Annotated in this window: 17 protein-coding genes; 16 read left to right on the top strand and 1 reads right to left on the bottom strand. The window is 52.7% G+C overall.

The genetic code is table 11. The annotated features are described in order from the left end of the window. Position 1: 1 nt before the first annotated feature. The 5 genes from lnt (at position 2) to EHV07_RS06545 (ending at position 5,071) form a co-directional block, all read left to right on the top strand. Positions 2-1,531: an apolipoprotein N-acyltransferase gene (gene lnt, locus EHV07_RS06565; RefSeq protein WP_147196238.1), complete on the top strand. Its 1,530-nt coding sequence runs from the start codon at positions 2-4 to the stop codon at positions 1,529-1,531. Positions 1,532-1,928: 397 nt separating this feature from the next. Further along, positions 1,929-2,828: a glutamate/aspartate ABC transporter substrate-binding protein gene (locus EHV07_RS06560; RefSeq protein ID WP_147196236.1), complete on the top strand. Its 900-nt coding sequence runs from the start codon at positions 1,929-1,931 to the stop codon at positions 2,826-2,828. A gap of 99 nt (positions 2,829-2,927) precedes the next feature. Continuing rightward, a complete protein-coding gene (locus EHV07_RS06555; protein WP_147196234.1) occupies positions 2,928-3,668 on the top strand; it encodes an amino acid ABC transporter permease in 741 nt (246 codons plus the stop codon). Next, positions 3,668-4,345 carry a glutamate/aspartate ABC transporter permease GltK gene (gltK, locus tag EHV07_RS06550; RefSeq protein ID WP_147196232.1) on the top strand — a complete coding sequence of 226 codons (678 nt, stop codon included), beginning with the start codon at positions 3,668-3,670 and terminating at the stop codon, positions 4,343-4,345. Before EHV07_RS06555 ends, gltK begins: the two co-directional genes overlap by 1 nt. Further along, positions 4,346-5,071, top strand: coding sequence for an amino acid ABC transporter ATP-binding protein (locus EHV07_RS06545; RefSeq protein ID WP_147196230.1), 726 nt, complete (start codon positions 4,346-4,348; stop codon positions 5,069-5,071). A gap of 170 nt (positions 5,072-5,241) precedes the next feature. Here EHV07_RS06545 and EHV07_RS06540 read toward each other — a convergent pair whose 3' ends face one another. Then, complete coding sequence (locus EHV07_RS06540; protein ID WP_147196228.1) at positions 5,242-5,724, bottom strand: zinc ribbon-containing protein; 483 nt, start codon at positions 5,722-5,724, stop codon at positions 5,242-5,244. A gap of 247 nt (positions 5,725-5,971) precedes the next feature. On the opposite strand from EHV07_RS06540, the gene leuS reads away from it, so the two are divergent. From leuS to ybeD, 11 genes are all read left to right on the top strand, one after another. After that, positions 5,972-8,554, top strand: coding sequence for a leucine--tRNA ligase (leuS, locus tag EHV07_RS06535; protein ID WP_147200551.1), 2,583 nt, complete (start codon positions 5,972-5,974; stop codon positions 8,552-8,554). A 14-nt stretch (positions 8,555-8,568) separates the two neighbouring features. Next, a complete protein-coding gene (gene lptE / locus EHV07_RS06530; RefSeq protein ID WP_147196226.1) occupies positions 8,569-9,165 on the top strand; it encodes an LPS assembly lipoprotein LptE in 597 nt (198 codons plus the stop codon). Continuing rightward, positions 9,162-10,193 (top strand): DNA polymerase III subunit delta, encoded by a 1,032-nt coding sequence (gene holA, locus EHV07_RS06525; protein WP_147196224.1) that lies wholly within the window; start codon positions 9,162-9,164, stop codon positions 10,191-10,193. The genes lptE and holA overlap by 4 nt, the downstream gene beginning before the upstream one ends. After that, on the top strand, positions 10,186-10,845 hold the full coding sequence (gene nadD, locus EHV07_RS06520; RefSeq protein ID WP_147196221.1) for a nicotinate-nucleotide adenylyltransferase: 660 nt from the start codon (positions 10,186-10,188) through the stop codon (positions 10,843-10,845). The genes holA and nadD overlap by 8 nt, the downstream gene beginning before the upstream one ends. A gap of 388 nt (positions 10,846-11,233) precedes the next feature. Further along, positions 11,234-11,551 carry a ribosome silencing factor gene (rsfS, locus tag EHV07_RS06515; protein ID WP_147196219.1) on the top strand — a complete coding sequence of 106 codons (318 nt, stop codon included), beginning with the start codon at positions 11,234-11,236 and terminating at the stop codon, positions 11,549-11,551. Positions 11,552-11,554: 3 nt separating this feature from the next. Continuing rightward, positions 11,555-12,025: a 23S rRNA (pseudouridine(1915)-N(3))-methyltransferase RlmH gene (rlmH, locus tag EHV07_RS06510; RefSeq protein ID WP_147196217.1), complete on the top strand. Its 471-nt coding sequence runs from the start codon at positions 11,555-11,557 to the stop codon at positions 12,023-12,025. Between the two features lie 27 nt (positions 12,026-12,052). Then, positions 12,053-13,957 (top strand): peptidoglycan DD-transpeptidase MrdA, encoded by a 1,905-nt coding sequence (gene mrdA, locus EHV07_RS06505; RefSeq protein ID WP_147196215.1) that lies wholly within the window; start codon positions 12,053-12,055, stop codon positions 13,955-13,957. Positions 13,958-13,959: 2 nt separating this feature from the next. Then, positions 13,960-15,072, top strand: coding sequence for a peptidoglycan glycosyltransferase MrdB (gene mrdB / locus EHV07_RS06500; protein ID WP_147196213.1), 1,113 nt, complete (start codon positions 13,960-13,962; stop codon positions 15,070-15,072). 11 nt (positions 15,073-15,083) lie between these two features. Then, positions 15,084-16,214, top strand: coding sequence for an endolytic peptidoglycan transglycosylase RlpA (rlpA, locus tag EHV07_RS06495; protein WP_147196211.1), 1,131 nt, complete (start codon positions 15,084-15,086; stop codon positions 16,212-16,214). 130 nt (positions 16,215-16,344) lie between these two features. Then, positions 16,345-17,556: a D-alanyl-D-alanine carboxypeptidase DacA gene (dacA, locus tag EHV07_RS06490; RefSeq protein ID WP_147196208.1), complete on the top strand. Its 1,212-nt coding sequence runs from the start codon at positions 16,345-16,347 to the stop codon at positions 17,554-17,556. A gap of 141 nt (positions 17,557-17,697) precedes the next feature. Then, positions 17,698-17,961 (top strand): DUF493 family protein YbeD, encoded by a 264-nt coding sequence (ybeD, locus tag EHV07_RS06485; RefSeq protein WP_013201269.1) that lies wholly within the window; start codon positions 17,698-17,700, stop codon positions 17,959-17,961. Positions 17,962-18,000 lie beyond the last annotated feature (39 nt).

Raw genomic sequence — 18,000 nt, 5'->3', positions numbered from 1 at the left:
TATGGCTATTGCCTCTTTATACCAGCGCCAGCGGGTCCGCCTGCTTTTAGCGCTGCTGACGGGTGCCGCTGGCACCCTGGCGTTTTCGCCCTATGATTTTTGGCCTGCCGCCCTAATTTCTTTAGCGGGCCTGCTGGGCTTAACGCTTGACCGTTCAACTCGCCAGGCGACCGCCATCGGCTTTGTCTGGGGCTTTGGCCTGTTTGGCACCGGCGTTAACTGGGTCTACGTCAGTATTGCCACTTTTGGCGGCATGCCTGGCCCGGTCAATGTGTTTCTGGTTATTTTGCTGGCAGCTTATCTCTCACTTTACACGATGTTGTTTGCTGCACTGCTTAATCGCCTTTTCCCCAAAACTACCCTGTTACGCCTGACGCTCACTGCGCCCGTACTGTGGCAAATTACCGAATTCCTTCGGGGCTGGATACTGACAGGTTTCCCGTGGCTACAGTTTGGTTACAGCCAGATTGATGGTCCGCTGAAGGGGCTTGGCCCTCTGACCGGCGTGGAAGGCATTACGTTCGTGCTGACCATCGTGGCGGGGCTGGCCGTTTATGCCGCAGTGAAACGCAACTGGATTACCGCCGTCGCTGCCCTGGCTCTGCTGCTGCTTCCCTGGCCACTGCGCCAGATTAGCTGGTATCAGGAGATGCCGGAACGGGCAGTAAACGTTGCGCTGGTACAGGGAAACATCCCGCAGTCGCTGAAATGGGATCCAAACCAGCTGATTAACACACTCAGAACCTATACGTCGCTTAGCCGTCCTTACGTGGGTAAAGCGCCGCTAATTATCTGGCCTGAATCAGCAATTCCCGATCTCGAAACGAATCAGCAGCCTTTTCTACATGAAATAGACGAAGAACTTCGTTCACAGGGCAGCGGCCTGATTACTGGGATTGTCGATTCCCGTCTTGAGAATAATCGCTATCACGATTACAACTCGATTATCGTATTGGGTAATCAGAAACCCTACGATTACCACAGCGGCAATCGTTACCAGAAGAATCATCTGGTGCCCTTTGGCGAATTCGTCCCGCTGGAAACGTTGCTGCGTCCGCTGGCACCTTTCTTTGACCTGCCGATGTCTTCTTTTAGCCGTGGCGACTATCTACAGCCGCAGTTAGAGGTGGCGGGCTATAAGCTGACGGCCGCTATCTGTTACGAAATCGTGCTCGGCCAGCAGCTGCGGGATAACTTCCGTCCCGATACTGATTTTCTGCTGACCATTTCAAATGACGCCTGGTTTGGTCATTCCATTGGGCCATGGCAGCACTTCCAGATGGCGCGTATGCGTGCGCTGGAGCTGGGTCGTCCGCTGCTGCGTGATACCAATAACGGCGTGACGGCGGTTGTTGATGCAGCAGGTAACGCAGAAGAGATGATCCCACAGTTTAACGCTAACGTACTGGAGACGCAGGTGACGCCGACGCGAGGCCTAACGCCTTATGCCCGCGTTGGAAACTGGCCAGTATGGATAGCGACGCTGCTGTTTGGTGCCTTAGCTATCCTGTTGGGCCGCAAGCGCCGATAATCCCCTTAACGCTGAATCTCTCCGGATTCAGCGTTTTTTTCTCACCCTACGCTTTTCACCTCGCCGTTCTCTGTCTTAAGTTTATCGCGTGCATAAGCTGGCATGTCTATTGCAAAACATTACGGCGAATTCGCTGAAAAGTAAGCAAATAGCGCGTCAGCGTCCGCCATTGCACCGTTAGCAACCAGCACCTGCTTCACCATGGCGCAACGGTCTGTAAGCTGCGCTAATTTGGTGCGGCGCGGCTCGCAAAAAAGAAACTTTATTGTTTCATTACGTTAACAATCATCTATGTTAAAGCGTAATCAAGCTGTTGTATTTGAATAACGCGTTTGGCCATAAACACTACACCACACTCGGCGCACTATTATGGCGCCTTACAACGAAGGAGTTGGAGATGAAATTACGGAAACTGGGGCTGTGCCTGGCACTGGGCCTTGCCTCCGCGATTGCCCATGCAGAAGAGGCACCGCAAACTACCACGTTGGATAAAATTGCCAAAAATGGCGTCATTGTTGTGGGTCACCGTGAATCTTCGGTCCCTTTTTCTTACTACGATAATCAGCAAAAAGTTGTTGGCTACTCTCAGGCCTATTCCGATGCCATCGTTGCCGCGATCAAAGCAAAACTGAATAAGCCAGATTTGCAGGTAAAAATGCTGCCGATCACCTCTCAGAACCGCATTCCTTTACTGCAAAACGGCACCTACGATTTTGAATGTGGCTCAACGACCAATAACGCAGAGCGCCAAAAACAGGCGGCGTTTTCCGATACGATTTTCGTTATCGGCACCCGCCTGCTGGTGAAGAAAGGGAGCCCGATTAAAGACTTCCCGGATCTGAAAGGCAAAACCGTGGTCGTCACTTCTGGCACCACTTCCGAAATTTTACTGAACAAGCTGAATGACGAAAAGAAAATGGAGATGCGCATTATTAGCGCGAAAGACCACGGTGACTCCTTCCGTACGCTCGAAAGCGGCCGCGCCGTTGCCTTTATGATGGATGATGCCTTGCTGGCTGGAGAGCGTGCTAAAGCTAAAAAACCGGATAACTGGGAAATTGTCGGCACGCCACAGTCAAAAGAAGCTTATGGCTGCATGCTGCGCAAAGGGGATACCGGCTTCAAGCAGCTGATGGATGATACCATCGCTAAAGCACAAACCTCTGGGGAAGCGGAAAAATGGTTCGGCAAATGGTTCAGCCAGCCAATTCCGCCGAAGAACCTGAATATGAACTTCGCCCTGTCGGACGACATGAAGGCGACCTTCAAGGCACCAAACGACAACGTACTGAACTAATAAAGAAAATAAGGGCGGCCGTCGCTGCCCTCTGATTGTTGAAACCTCTCATCAATCTTCAGGGTAGCGTCGCTGCCCTTTTTTCTACCGGAGTTGAAAATGTCAATCGATTGGAACTGGGGAATTTTCCTGCAACAGGCCCCGTTCGGTAATACCACCTATCTGGGATGGCTGTGGTCTGGTTTTCAGGTCACTATCGCCGTCTCGGTCTGCGCCTGGATTATCGCCTTTTTTGTCGGTTCGCTGTTTGGTATTTTGCGTACCACACCTAACCGTCTGCTGGTCGCTATTGGCACCTGCTACGTGGAACTGTTCCGTAATATTCCACTGATTGTGCAATTCTTTATCTGGTATCTGGTGATCCCTGAACTGCTGCCGGAAAATATTGGCATGTGGTTTAAATCAGAACTGGATCCCAATATTCAGTTCTTTACCTGCTCGGTACTGTGCCTGGGGCTGTTTACCGCGGCTCGCGTCTGCGAACAGGTTCGGGCAGCCATCCAGTCTTTACCGAGCGGGCAGAAAAATGCAGGCTTGGCCATGGGCTTGACGCTACCGCAAACTTACCGCTACGTATTGCTGCCGAATGCCTATCGGGTCATCGTGCCGCCAATGACCTCTGAAATGCTCAACCTGGTCAAAAACTCCGCTATCGCTTCAACGATCGGCCTGGTCGACATGGCCGCGCAGGCAGGAAAACTGCTGGATTACTCGGCGCATGCCTATGAATCCTTCACCGCCATTACGCTGGCCTATATCGGCATTAACATCGTAGTGATGCTGTTGATGAGTCTGGTAGAACGTAAAGTCCGTCTGCCTGGCGGCATGGGAGGCAAATAATGTATGAATTTGACTGGAGCACGATTGCTCCAAACCTGCCTTACCTGGTTAACGGCATGATTATCACGCTGAAGATTACCGTTACCGCGGTGGTTTTTGGCATTATCTGGGGCACGCTACTGGCAGTAATGCGCCTGTCGAGCTTTAAGCCCATCAGCTGGTTCGCCAAACTTTACGTTAACCTGTTCCGTTCGGTTCCTTTAGTGATGGTGCTGCTGTGGTTCTATCTGGTTGTGCCCAGTTTTCTCCAGCAGGTGCTTGGCCTCTCACCGAAAACGGATATTCGCCTGATTTCCGCTATGGTGGCGTTTTCGCTGTTCGAAGCCGCTTACTATTCGGAAATTATTCGTGCCGGGATCATCAGTATTGCGCGTGGTCAGGGCAATGCCGCGCTGGCGCTGGGCATGACGCAGTGGCAGGCTATGCAGCTTATTATTCTGCCGCAGGCGTTCCGCGCCATGGTGCCTCTGCTGCTCACACAGGGCATCGTCCTGTTCCAGGACACCTCGCTGGTTTACGTGCTCAGCCTTGCTGACTTCTTCCGCACGGCTGACACTATCGGCATTAATAACGGTACCGAAATCGAAATGGTGCTGTTTGCCGGAGCTGTCTATTTTGTTATCAGCCTTAGCGCCTCGCTGTTGGTCAGCTATTTAAAAAGAAAAAGGACTGTTTAAATGATTACCCTGAAAAACGTTTCAAAGTGGTATGGTCACTTTCAGGTGCTGACCGACTGCTCAACAGAAGTGAAAAAAGGCGAAGTGGTGGTTGTGTGCGGGCCATCGGGTTCCGGTAAGTCCACGCTAATCAAAACGGTCAATGGCCTGGAACCGATCCAGGAAGGCCTGATTGAAGTAAACGGCACGCCAGTCAACGACAAGCGCACTAATCTGGCCCAGCTGCGGGCAAAAGTCGGCATGGTTTTTCAACATTTCGAACTGTTTCCGCATCTCACCATTATCGAAAACCTGACGCTGGCACAGGTCAAAGTCCTCAAGCGTAATAAGGAACAGGCGCGACAGAAAGGATTAAAACTCCTGGAGCGCGTGGGCCTTTCAGCGCATGCCAATAAGCATCCCGGCCAGCTTTCTGGTGGTCAGCAGCAGCGCGTGGCTATCGCTCGTGCGCTTTGTATGGACCCGATTGCTATGCTGTTTGATGAGCCTACCTCAGCCCTCGATCCGGAGATGATTAATGAAGTGCTGGACGTTATGGTTGAGCTGGCTAATGAAGGCATGACCATGATGGTCGTGACGCACGAGATGGGATTTGCCCGCAAAGTGGCGAACCGGGTCATTTTTATGGATGAAGGTAAGATTGTGGAAGATTCTCCGAAGGATGCTTTTTTCAACAATCCCCAGTCCGATCGGGCAAAAGATTTTCTCGCTAAAATCCTGCATTGAGGCCAAAAGCGGCGCAAAAATTCAAAATACAGGCAACGCAGGCACGTTAAGAAAGATTCTCGCGCCAAGGACGGCGCGAGTCAGGCTGTAACGTAATCTCTTTTACATCGTTATAATCGGCTCGTGTTTCTTATGCTGTCACCCGTTTTAGCCTTAAAGATTCAGGCATGCTAGGGCTCGAACGGTTGACGCTGAAACTGGTCGTTGCCGCACTTTGGGCAACGCGTAAGCGTTTCGGGCGTGTAAATGGCGCGCGTAAAATTGCATTGTTCACAGACCAGATTGCCTAATCCCACCACTTCACCGCTCTGATAGACGCCGTGATGATTCAAATCCTGAAACACCTCGCGCCATTCAAGCTGGCTCTTATCGGTAATATCCGCCAGTTCCTTCCAGATACTTTCCCGAATGACCCGCATAAATACGCTGTCGCTGGGTTCATCCTGATTTTCCGTATAGCTGCGGGCAAATTCTTCCAGATCGCGACGCACAGCGCGGGTTACATCATCAATCTGATCGCGGGTAAGTTCGCCACGGTTATTCATTCGCTGACGGGCGCTTTCAACCAGTGCATCAATATCATGCTCGCCTTTATTTATTCTCTCGGTCAGAGAGGAAACCAGTTCCCGATAATACTGAGCCACCTTGTTCATTTTTTCTCCTGTTTCTGCCGACATATGCTGCAATCAGTTTAGCGCTTAACAAATTAATGCGTGACGGCAGCGCTGAATTTTGCACGCTGTCTTCCAGCTTGCAGAGAAATGCCGCTTGTCAGGGCGGTTACTGTTGTTGCGCCGGGGGCGAATCAGCTATGCTATGCGGATCTGAACGAACAAAATGAACAAAAGCCCAGCGCTACTTCAGGTAGCAGGCGCTATTTACAAAGGACCACTGGCTGCCATGCAAGAGCAATATCGCCCGGAAGAGATAGAATCCCGTGTTCAACAGCATTGGGATGAGAAGCAAACGTTTAAAGTGACCGAAGAGGAAGGTAAAGAGAAGTATTACTGCCTCTCCATGCTGCCCTATCCTTCTGGCCGCCTACATATGGGCCATGTTCGTAATTACACCATTGGTGATGTCATTTCCCGCTACCAGCGCATGCTGGGCAAAAACGTGCTGCAGCCCATCGGCTGGGATGCTTTTGGCCTGCCTGCTGAAGGTGCTGCGGTCAAAAACAATACGGCACCCGCGCCGTGGACTTACGACAACATCGCCTACATGAAAAACCAGCTGAAACTGCTGGGCTTTGGCTATGACTGGAACCGTGAACTGGCTACCTGCCAGCCCGAATACTATCGCTGGGAACAGTGGTTCTTCACCAAACTGTACGAAAAAGGCCTGGTTTATAAAAAAACCTCGGCGGTGAACTGGTGCCCGAACGACCAGACCGTGCTGGCCAACGAACAGGTTATTGATGGCTGCTGCTGGCGTTGTGACAGCAAAGTTGAGCGTAAAGAGATCCCTCAGTGGTTTGTTAAAATCACCGACTACGCCGATGAGCTGCTTAACGATCTGGACACGCTGGAGAGCTGGCCTGAGCAGGTTAAAACCATGCAGCGTAACTGGATTGGCCGCTCTGAAGGTGTGGAAATCACCTTTGATGTTGATGCCAGCGAAGAGAAACTGACCGTTTACACTACCCGACCGGACACCTTTATGGGTGCAACCTACGTGGCCGTTGCTGCCGGACATCCGCTGGCAACGCAGGCTTCGGTAAACAATCCGGCACTGGCTGATTTTATCGCGGAATGCCGCAACACCAAAGTGGCCGAAGCCGAGATGGCGACGATGGAAAAGAAAGGCATGGCTACCGGCCTGTTTGCTATCCATCCGCTGACTGGCGAAAAAGTGCCGGTGTGGGTTGCTAACTTTGTGCTGATGGAATACGGCACCGGCGCTGTAATGGCCGTTCCGGCTCACGACCAGCGTGACTGGGAGTTTGCGACTAAATACGATCTGGCGATCAAACCTGTCGTGCTGAACCTTGACGGCAGCGAACCCGACGTGAGCGCTGCGGCGATGACCGAAAAAGGCAGCCTGTTCAACTCCGGTGAGTTCAACGGTCTGGATCATGAAGCGGGCTTCAACGCCATCGCTCAGGCACTGGCTGATAAAGGTGTTGGCGAACGTAAAGTGAACTATCGCCTGCGCGACTGGGGTGTTTCCCGTCAGCGTTACTGGGGTGCGCCAATCCCTATGGTCACGTTGGAAGACGGTACCGTAATGCCAACGCCAGAAGATCAGCTGCCGGTCATTCTGCCGGAAGACGTGGTGATGGATGGTATTACCAGCCCAATTAAAGCCGATGCTGAGTGGGCAAAAACCACTGTAAACGGCCAGCCGGCGCTGCGTGAAACCGACACCTTTGACACCTTTATGGAGTCTTCATGGTATTACGCGCGCTATACCTGCCCGGACTACGATAAAGGCATGCTGGATCCGGCTGCGGCTAATTACTGGCTGCCGGTGGATCAGTATGTTGGCGGTATCGAACACGCCATTATGCACCTGCTCTACTTCCGCTTCTTCCACAAGCTGCTGCGTGACGCAGGCCTGGTGAACTCTGATGAACCGGCTAAACGTCTGCTGTGCCAGGGCATGGTGCTGGCTGACGCCTTCTACTATCTGGGCGTCAACGGCGAGCGCAACTGGGTTTCACCGGTTGATGTTACGGTTGAGCGCGACGAGAAAGGCCGCATTACCAAAGCCACTGATAAAGCCGGGCATGAACTGGTTTACGCCGGCATGAGCAAAATGTCGAAGTCGAAAAACAACGGCATCGATCCACAGGTGATGGTTGAACGCTACGGCGCGGATACCGTACGCCTGTTTATGATGTTTGCTTCTCCGGCTGACATGACGCTGGAATGGCAGGAGTCTGGCGTGGAAGGCGCTAACCGCTTCCTGAAACGCGTCTGGAAACTGGTATTTGAGCACAGCGAAAAAGGCGCGACCGTAGCGCTCGACGTGGCCAGCCTGAACGACGATCAGAAATCGCTGCGTCGCGATCTGCATAAAACCATTGCTAAAGTTTCCGATGACATCGGCCGTCGTCAGACCTTTAATACCGCTATCGCGGCCATTATGGAACTGATGAACAAGCTGGCTCGCGCACCGCAGGAAAGTGAACAGGACCGTGCACTGATGAACGAAGCGCTGCTGGCTGTTGTCCGCATGCTTTATCCGTTCACACCGCATGCCTGCTTCACCCTGTGGGAAGCGTTAAACGGTGCTGGCGACGTAGACAATGCGCCGTGGCCGGAGGCTGACGATGCGGCAATGGTGGAAGATTCTCTGCTGGTCGTGGTGCAGGTTAACGGTAAGGTTCGCGGCAAAATCACCGTTCCCGCTGATGCTACGCAGGAACAGGTACAGGCCCGGGCCGCGCAGGAACATCTGGTCGCCAAATATCTTGATGGCGTCACTATCCGTAAAGTGATTTACGTTCAGGGCAAGCTGCTTAACCTGGTTGTGGGTTAATGTCAGGAGGAATTGTGCGACATCTGATAATGTCTCTGGTCGCTGGCCTGGCGGTGTTGATCACCGCCGGCTGTGGCTATCATCTGCGTGGGACGACTTCGGTCCCACCCGAAATGAAAACAATGATTGTGGATACGGGCGATCCTTACGGACCGCTGGCTCGCGCTGTTCGTGAACAGCTACGACTGAATAACGTAACCATTCTCGACAAGCCGGGCATGCGTAAAGACGTGCCGTCGCTGCGCCTCGGCACCGAAAGCCAGGGTCGTGATACCGCGTCAATTTTCCAGGACGGTAAAACAGCAGAATATTCACTGATGATGACCGTTTCCGCTCAGGTCCTGATCCCGAATAAAGGTATCTACCCGATTAGCGCAACCGTTTATCGTTCCTTCTTCGATAACCCGCTGGCCGCACTGGCGAAGGACTCTGAGCAGGATATTATTATCAGTGAAATGCGTACTCAGGCAGCACAACAGCTGGTACGCAAACTGCTGACTGTCCATGCGGCAGAGAACGACAGTTCGATCAATACGCTGGATGCTTCACCACCGGCTATCGACCAAACTTCGCCTCGCAACACTCTGCCTGATACTTCTTACGCCAAATGATCAGGATCTATCCTGAACAGCTTGGTGCGCAGCTCCATGAGGGGCTGCGCGCCTGCTACATTCTGACCGGCAACGAGCCGCTACTTTTGCAGGAGTCGCAGGATGCTATTCGGTCGAGCGCCCAACAGCAGGGCTTTACCGAGCATTTCAGCGTAGTGATTGATGCCCATACGGACTGGGACGCTATCTTTTCTACCTGCCAGGCACTCAGCCTGTTTGCCAGTCGTCAGACGCTACTGCTCACCCTGCCTGAAAATGGGCCCAATGCAGCCATTGCTGAACAGTTGCTGACCCTCTCTACCCTACTGCATGCCGATATCTTGTTGATGCTGCGTGCCAGTAAACTGACCAAAGCGCAGGAAAACAGCGCCTGGTTTAAAGCACTCAGCGCTCATGCCGTTGTGGTTCCTTGTCAAACTCCCGAGCAGGCACAGCTGCCACGCTGGGTAGCGACCCGCGCCAAAAGTATGAAACTGGCTGTCGACGATGCGGCGATTCAGCTGCTTTGTTATTGCTATGAAGGCAACCTGTTGGCTCTGTCACAGGCGCTGGAACGTCTTTCACTGCTGTGGCCTGACGGCAAACTGACGCTGCCCAGAGTAGAACAAGCGGTTTTTGATGCTGCGCATTTTACACCTTTCCATTGGGTGGATGCATTGCTGGCAGGTAAAAGCAAACGGGCACAGCATATTCTGAAGCAAATGCAGGCTGAAGATAACGAGCCGGTTATCCTGTTGCGAACGGTGCAACGAGAGCTGATGATGCTGTTAACGTTACAGCGCCAGATGACAACAACCCCGTTGCGAACGCTGTTTGACCAGCACCGCATCTGGCAAAACCGACGTCCGCTATTTAGTGATGCGCTACAGCGTCTGTCGGCCACTCAGCTGACGCAGGCCATTCATCTGTTGACCCGCATAGAGCTGACCCTTAAACAAGACTACGGGCAGTCCGTGTGGTCGGAACTGGAAACATTATCGCTGCTGCTATGCAGTAAATCTTTCCCTGAGAGTTTCTGCAATGTCTGAGCCACTAACATTCCAGGCCCTGTTTGGCGGCACCTTTGATCCGGTGCATTTCGGCCATTTGCGCCCCGTGGAAATGCTGGCCACTCAGCTGGGACTGCAGCAAATTACCTTATTGCCTAATAATGTGCCGCCGCACCGCCCTCAGCCAGAAGCATCTTCTGAGCAGCGGGTAAAAATGTTGTCGCTGGCCATTGCCGATCGTCCGCTGTTCAATGTTGATTGCCGCGAAATGGCCCGCCAAACGCCCTCTTACACCATTGAAACACTTGCTGAAGTGCGGGCCGAGCGCGGTGAACACCAGCCGCTGGGCTTTATTATCGGGCAGGATTCCTTGCTAACGCTGCACAAATGGCACCGCTGGCAGGAGCTGCTGAATTATTGCCATCTTCTGGTCTGTAAACGGCCAGGCTATGCCACAAAAATGGAAACGCCCGCCCTGCAACAATGGCTGGAAGACCATCAGACTCAGGATATCGATCGTCTGCATCAGCAGCCTGCCGGTTCGGTTTTTCTTGCCGATACGGCCTTGCTGCCCATTTCCGCAACGGAAATCCGTCAACGCTTTCACGCGGGCCTTTCCTGCGACGATTTGCTGCCCGCTTCGGTTATTAGCTGGATTAACCAACAGGGACTTTATCAGCGTCGCGGATAATTATTCTCCGCCAGATAAAATCGGACGTTCCTTTCATTAATCAGCCGTTACGGTTATTGCCGCGGCTCTGATTAACCCACCCGATTTTACTTTTATTCCGTTTTTTAACATCGATATCGCGCGGTCGCTTATCCCCTTTTATGACGACTTTACCCGGGATAGCCGCCTTTAGCCGCACCATGTAAAACTCTGTCAGGATAAGCGTGACGGCCATTGACACTCAGGCCAGGGCTGTTATTCTCCGCTGCCAGGTTTTTCCTTGATGCAAATTCAGCATTGATACACAGAAAGCCGGGAAGACGACTCACAGAATAGTTAAATGGTCGTGAATCTCAAACGCCGTCATGGGATAATGACGCGATAACTCATTTACTCAAAGGGGAACCTTTTGCAAGGTCAAGCACTCCAAGACTTCGTCATTGATAAGATTGACGATCTGAAAGGCCAGGATATTGTTTCTGTTAACGTTCAGGGCAAATCCAGTATCACCGACTGCATGATCATCTGCACCGGTACTTCAACCCGTCACGTTGCGTCTATTGCAGATCACGTGGTGCAGGAATCCCGTGCCGCAGGCCTTAAGCCGCTGGGCGTGGATGGTAAAGCAACGGCAGATTGGGTCGTGGTCGATCTCGGCGATGTCATTGTGCACGTTATGCAGGAAGAGAGCCGTAAGCTCTACGAACTCGAAAAACTCTGGAGTTAACCGGTGAAGTTGCAGCTGGTCGCCGTCGGCACCAAAATGCCGGATTGGGTGCAAACCGGATTTCTGGAATATCTGCGCCGCTTTCCTAAAGATATGCCGTTTGAACTGACTGAAGTTCCGGCTGGCAAGCGCGGTAAAAATGCCGACATCAAACGTATCCTTGATAAAGAGGGCGAAATGATGCTGGCAGCCGTTGGCAAGGGCAATCGTATTGTCACGCTGGATATTCCGGGTCAGCCGTGGGAAACCCCGCAGCTGGCCTCTCAGCTTGAACGCTGGAAACAGGATGGTCGCGATGTCAGCCTGCTGATTGGTGGACCAGAAGGCCTTTCTCCCGCCTGCAAAGCGGCGGCGGAGCAAAGCTGGTCGCTCTCCAAACTTACCCTGCCCCATCCGCTGGTTCGCGTGCTGGTGGCAGAGAGTTTGTATCGTGCCTGGAGCATTACCGCCAATCACCCCTATCATCGCGAATAAGCTCAAACGGATACACTTAAGCAGCGGATGAAATTACAACGTAACTCCTTTCGTGACTATACCGCCGAGCAAACGCTGTTCGTTCGCCGCGCGATGATCGCTTTTTTAGGCATTTTACTGCTTTCCGGTATCCTGGTGGTCAATCTGTACCACCTGCAAATTATTCGCTACAACGATTACAGTACCCGCTCAAATGAAAACCGCATTAAGCTGGTGCCTGTTGCACCCAGCCGCGGCATTATTTTCGATCGTAATGGCATTCCCCTTGCGCTGAACCGAACCATTTATCAGATTGAATTAGTTCCGGAAAAAGTCGATGACCTTGAAAAAACGCTGCTGGCGCTGCGGCCAATTGTCGATCTCACCGACGAAGATCTGGTCGCCTTCGAAAAAGAACGAAAACGCTCCCGCCGCTTTACCTCGATTCCGGTCAAAACAGGCCTGAACGATGTGCAGGTTGCCCGCTTTGCGGTTAATCAATACGCTTTTCCCGGCGTGGAAGTGAAAGGCTATCAGCGCCGTTACTATCCCTACAATTCTGCCCTGACCCACGTGCTGGGTTACGTCTCTAAAATTAACGATCGTGATGTCGACAGACTGGATAAAGCCGGAAAATGGCCAAACTACGCCGCCACTCATGATATCGGCAAGCTGGGCATTGAACGTTATTACGAAGACTTATTGCATGGCAAAACCGGCTATGAAGAGGTTGAAGTTAATAACCGTGGCCGCGTAATTCGCCAGCTGCATGAGCAGCCGCCGCAGGCCGGACAGGATATCTGGCTGACCATCGATCTAAAATTGCAGCAGTATATCGAAACGTTGCTGGCAGGCAGCCGTGCCGCCGTCGTGGTCACCGATCCACGCAGCGGAGAGGTTCTGGCGCTGGTCTCCATGCCCAGTTATGACCCAAACCTGTTTGTCGACGGCATCAGCAGTAAAGATTACAACATGCTGTTGCAGGACCCCAATCGTCCGCTAATCAATCGCACCACTCAGGGTGCCTATCCACCGGCGTCAACGGTCAAACCTTATATTGCCGTATCTGCACTCTCGGCTGGCGTGATCAACCGCAATACCAGCCTGTTCGACCCCGGCTGGTGGCAGCTGCCAGGTTCAGAAAAACGTTTTCGCGACTGGAAACATTGGGGCCATGGTCGTCTGAACGTGACTAAATCACTGGAGGAGTCGGCAGATACCTTCTTCTACCAGGTTGCTTACGATATGGGCATCGATCGTCTCTCTGAATGGATGAGCAAGTTTGGCTATGGTCATCTTTCCGGCATCGACCTGACTGAAGAAACGCCGGGCAACATGCCAACTCGCGAATGGAAGATGAAGCGCTTTAAAAAACCCTGGTATCAGGGTGATACCATCCCTGTCGGCATCGGTCAGGGTTACTGGACTGCTACGCCGGTGCAGATGAATAAAGCGATGATGATCCTGATTAACGACGGTATTGTTAAAACGCCGCATCTGATGATGGCGAGCGCAGAAAACAACGTGAAAGTGCCCTGGCGTGCGCCGGAGGTACCGCCGGTGGCCGATATTCACTCGGGTAACTGGGAAATTGCCAAAGACGGAATGTATGGCGTAGCGAACAGGCCAAACGGCACTGCCCGCAAAAGCTTCGACGATGCCCCCTATAAAATTGCGGCAAAATCAGGTACGGCTCAGGTGTTTGGCCTGAAAGCCAACGAAACCTATAACGCCCATAAGGTGTCCGAGCTGCTGCGAGACCATAAATTAATGACCGCTTTTGCCCCTTACGACAAGCCTCGCGTAGCCGTAACCATGATTCTGGAAAACGGCGGCGCAGGTCCGGCTGTCGGCACCATTATGCGTCAGATCCTCGATCACATTATGCTCGGGGATAACAATACAAACCTGCCAGATGCCGCCCCGGTGCCGTCTGGCTATGAAGGTGAATAACCATGAACGACCGTCATCAGAAGCGTACGATCTGGACCCGAATTCATGTCGATCCAACATTCTTTATTCTGATTTCTGCCCTGCTGGTCTACAGCGCGCTGGTTATTTGGAGCGCCAGCGGTCAGGACCCTGGGATGATGGAGCGCAAACTCGGCCAGATTGCGATGGGCATTGTCATGATGCTGGTAATGGCGCAAATCCCGCCGAGAGTTTACGAAGGATGGGCGCCCTATCTCTATATCCTTTGCGTGGTATTACTGATTGCGGTAGATGCATTCGGCCATATCAGTAAAGGCGCTCAGCGCTGGCTGGATCTTGGCGTGGTGCGCTTTCAACCCTCGGAGATCGCCAAAATCGCCGTGCCGCTAATGGTGGCTCGCTTTATTAACCGTGATGTCTGTCCGCCGACGCTAAAAAATACCGCCATTGCGCTGGTGCTGATCTTTATGCCAACGCTGCTGGTTGCGGCTCAGCCTGACCTGGGAACCGCTATTTTGATTGCGGCGTCCGGCCTGTTTGTGCTGTTTCTTTCCGGTATGAGCTGGAAACTGATCCTTGTGGCTGTGCTGCTGGTCGCCGCGTTTATTCCGGTACTGTGGTTCTTTCTGATGCATGATTACCAGCGCGACCGTGTCATGATGCTACTGGATCCGGAAAGCGATCCGCTGGGTGCCGGATATCACATTATTCAGTCAAAAATCGCTATCGGCTCAGGTGGCCTGCGCGGAAAAGGCTGGTTGCACGGTACACAGTCGCAGCTGGAGTTTTTACCCGAACGCCACACTGACTTTATCTTTGCGGTTTTAGCGGAAGAGTTAGGGTTAGTTGGCGTACTGGTGCTGCTGGTCCTGTACGTGCTGGTGATTATGCGCGGCCTGCTGATGGCGGCGCGGGCACAGACAACCTTTGGCCGGGTGATGGCCGGGGGTCTGATGCTGATTTTCTTTGTCTATGTGTTCGTGAATATTGGCATGGTCAGCGGTATATTGCCGGTGGTAGGCGTGCCGTTGCCGCTGGTGAGTTATGGCGGTTCCGCACTGATTGTTTTGATGGCCGGATTTGGCATTATTATGTCGATCCATACCCACCGTAAACTGTTGTCGAAAAGCGTATAAGAGGCTTATACATGCGTAAGGATTGGCTCTGGATTGGCCTGGCTACAGCGATGCTGGCAGCCTGCAATACTACTGAACAACAGCAGGCACCCGTGACTCAGCAACAGCCCGCCTATAACGGGCCTGTTGTTGAAATCGGCGGCGTGGAACCTCGCTATGAACCCCTTAATCCTGGCGCAAATCAGGATTATCGCGCCAACGGCAAAAATTATCGTGTCATGAAAGATGCATCTAACTTTAGCGAAACGGGGCTGGCGAGCTGGTACAGCGAAACGGCCAACGGCAGTCGTACCGCCACCGGCGAGCAATACGATCTTGAAGCATTGACCGCGGGTCATCCGACTTTACCATTGCCTTCTTATGTGCGGGTTACTAACCTGGCAAATGGACGTCAGCTGGTTGTACGCGTTAACGATCGTGGCCCTGCTCAGCCTGGCCGTATCATCAGCCTGTCAAAAGCGGCAGGCGATCGTCTGAATATTTCCAATAATACCCGCGTAAAAGTGGACTTTATCAACGTCGCACCCGACGGTTCCCTGTCGGGACCGGGAACAATAGGCACCACGGTTGCGAAACAGAGCTATGCCTTACCGGCGCGCCCGGACATTGCTGGCGGTATGGTCGTGATGGGTGCTGGCGCGGATCAAACTTCGGCACAGCCGACAATGAGTTCGCCGCAGGAATCTGAATCCCGCCCGGTTGATAACAGCAGCCTGAATAGTGATGACAATATGGGTGCGCCCGTACGTAGCAGCGGTTTCCTCGGTGCACCGCAGCCATTACGCAACGGCATACTGGAAGGCAACGAACCGGCTCCGGTTACCGCACCTGAGCCAGCACCTGCGGCGATATCCGCGCCGGCTGCCGCCTCGTCGCCAGTCGCATCCGAAGCAGCAACGGCTTCCGGTACAGGATATGTTGTGCAGGTCGGTGCCCTGAGCGATGCCAGCCGCGCTCATCAGCTAATGAATTCATTAAGCAAGCAGTTTGGCGTACCCGGTAAAGTAGACAGTCGGGGAAATGTTTACCGCGTCCAGCTGGGTCATTTCAGTTCGCGTCAGCAGGCCAGCGCGTTGCAGCAGCGGCTTTCCAGCGAAGCCAGCCTGACGTCCTTTATTACCGTCGCACCAGGCAAAATGTGATGCTGTCCCGGCCTTTGTCTTTTATCTGCAATGACTTGTCTGTCACTCAGGTAAAGACGGATGCCGGGCAGAACCGCTTTTGCTATAGTGAGTCACTTTTTTAACTTAGCCACGGATGTTGTAGTCCTACATGAACAATCTCACCTCTTTCCCACTGCTTAAACGCCTCACGGCAGGCTCGCTGATTGCCCTCAGCCTGACCAGCTTCGCTCACGCTGAAGACGTAAATATTAAAACAATGATCCCAGGCGTTCCGGATATTGATGCTGAAGCCTATGTCCTGATCGACTACAACTCGGGCAAAGTATTAGCAGAGAAAAATGCCGATGCGCGCCGCGATCCGGCCAGCCTGACTAAAATGATGACCAGCTACGTCATCGGTCAGGCGGTAAAAGCAGGTAAAATTCATCAGGAAGACGTTGTCACCGTGGGTAAAGATGCCTGGGCAACCGGAAACCCGGTGTTCAAAGGCTCTTCACTGATGTTCCTGAAGCCGGGCGACCGCGTGCCGGTTTCACAGCTGACCCGTGGTATCGTGCTGCAATCGGGTAACGATGCATGCGTGGCGATGGCGGATTATGTGGCGGGAAGTCAGGATGCGTTTGTTGGCCTGATGAACAACTACGTTAAAGCGATTGGCCTGCAAAACACCCACTTCCAGACGGTTCATGGCCTGGATGCTGACGGACAATACAGCTCCGCACGCGATATGGCGTTGATCGGTCAGGCACTGATTCGTGATGTGCCGGATGAATACGCAGTTTATAAAGAGAAAGATTTTACCTTTAACAATATCCGCCAGACCAACCGCAACGGCCTGCTGTGGGACACCAGCTTACAAGTTGACGGCATCAAAACCGGTCATACCGAGGCGGCTGGCTATAATATTGTCGCTTCTGCAACGGAAGGCCAGATGCGCCTGATCTCAGCAGTGATGGGCGGACGTACCTTTAAAGGGCGTGAAGTTGAGAGCAAGAAGCTCCTGACCTGGGGCTTCCGTTTCTTTGAAACCGTGGCGCCGCTGAAAGCAGGAAAAGAGTTTGCTTCCGAGCCGGTTTGGTTTGGTAACAGCGATCGCGTTCAGCTCGGCGTGGAAAAAGATGTTTATCTGACCATTCCTCGTGGCCGCATGAAGGATCTGAAAGCAAGCTACAGGCTGTCCAATACCGAACTGCATGCACCGCTGGCTAAAAACCAGGTGGTGGGTACCATCAACTTCCAACTGGACGGCAAAACTATTGAGCAACATCCGCTGGTGGTGCTTAATGAAATGCCTGAAGGTGGATTCTTTGGCCGCATCGTGGATTATATTAAGCTGATGTTCCATCACTGGTTTGGCTAAACCCTGACGCCATCAGCGGCAATATGCCTTGAAACAGGTTGTATTGACCTCTTGATTTCGGCGTTAATGCACCCCATATTGAGATTATCTGTAGGCTCCCGCGTACGCGGGAGTCTTTGTTTTGGCGTTACCGGAGCCCTTATGAAAACCAATCTTAAAGAACTACTCGAATTTCCAACTCCCTTTACTTATAAAGTAATGGGTCTGGCACAGCCAGAGCTGGTGGATCAAGTGGTTGAAGTTGTTCAGCGCCACGCGCCGGGTGACTACTCTCCGGACGTAAAACCGAGCAGCAAAGGCAACTACCACTCGGTTTCTATTACCATCACGGCGACGCACATTGAGCAGGTAGAAACGCTGTACGACGAGCTGGGTAAAATCGAAATCGTTCGCATGGTGCTGTAGGCGCCATGCCTGACAGGAGGCGACTGGTTGTCGTCCTCT

It is taken from the genome of Pantoea sp. CCBC3-3-1, assembly GCF_007981265.1.
Classification (GTDB): Bacteria; Pseudomonadota; Gammaproteobacteria; order Enterobacterales; family Enterobacteriaceae; genus Erwinia.
This window is presented reverse-complemented; position numbering and strand designations above follow the sequence as displayed.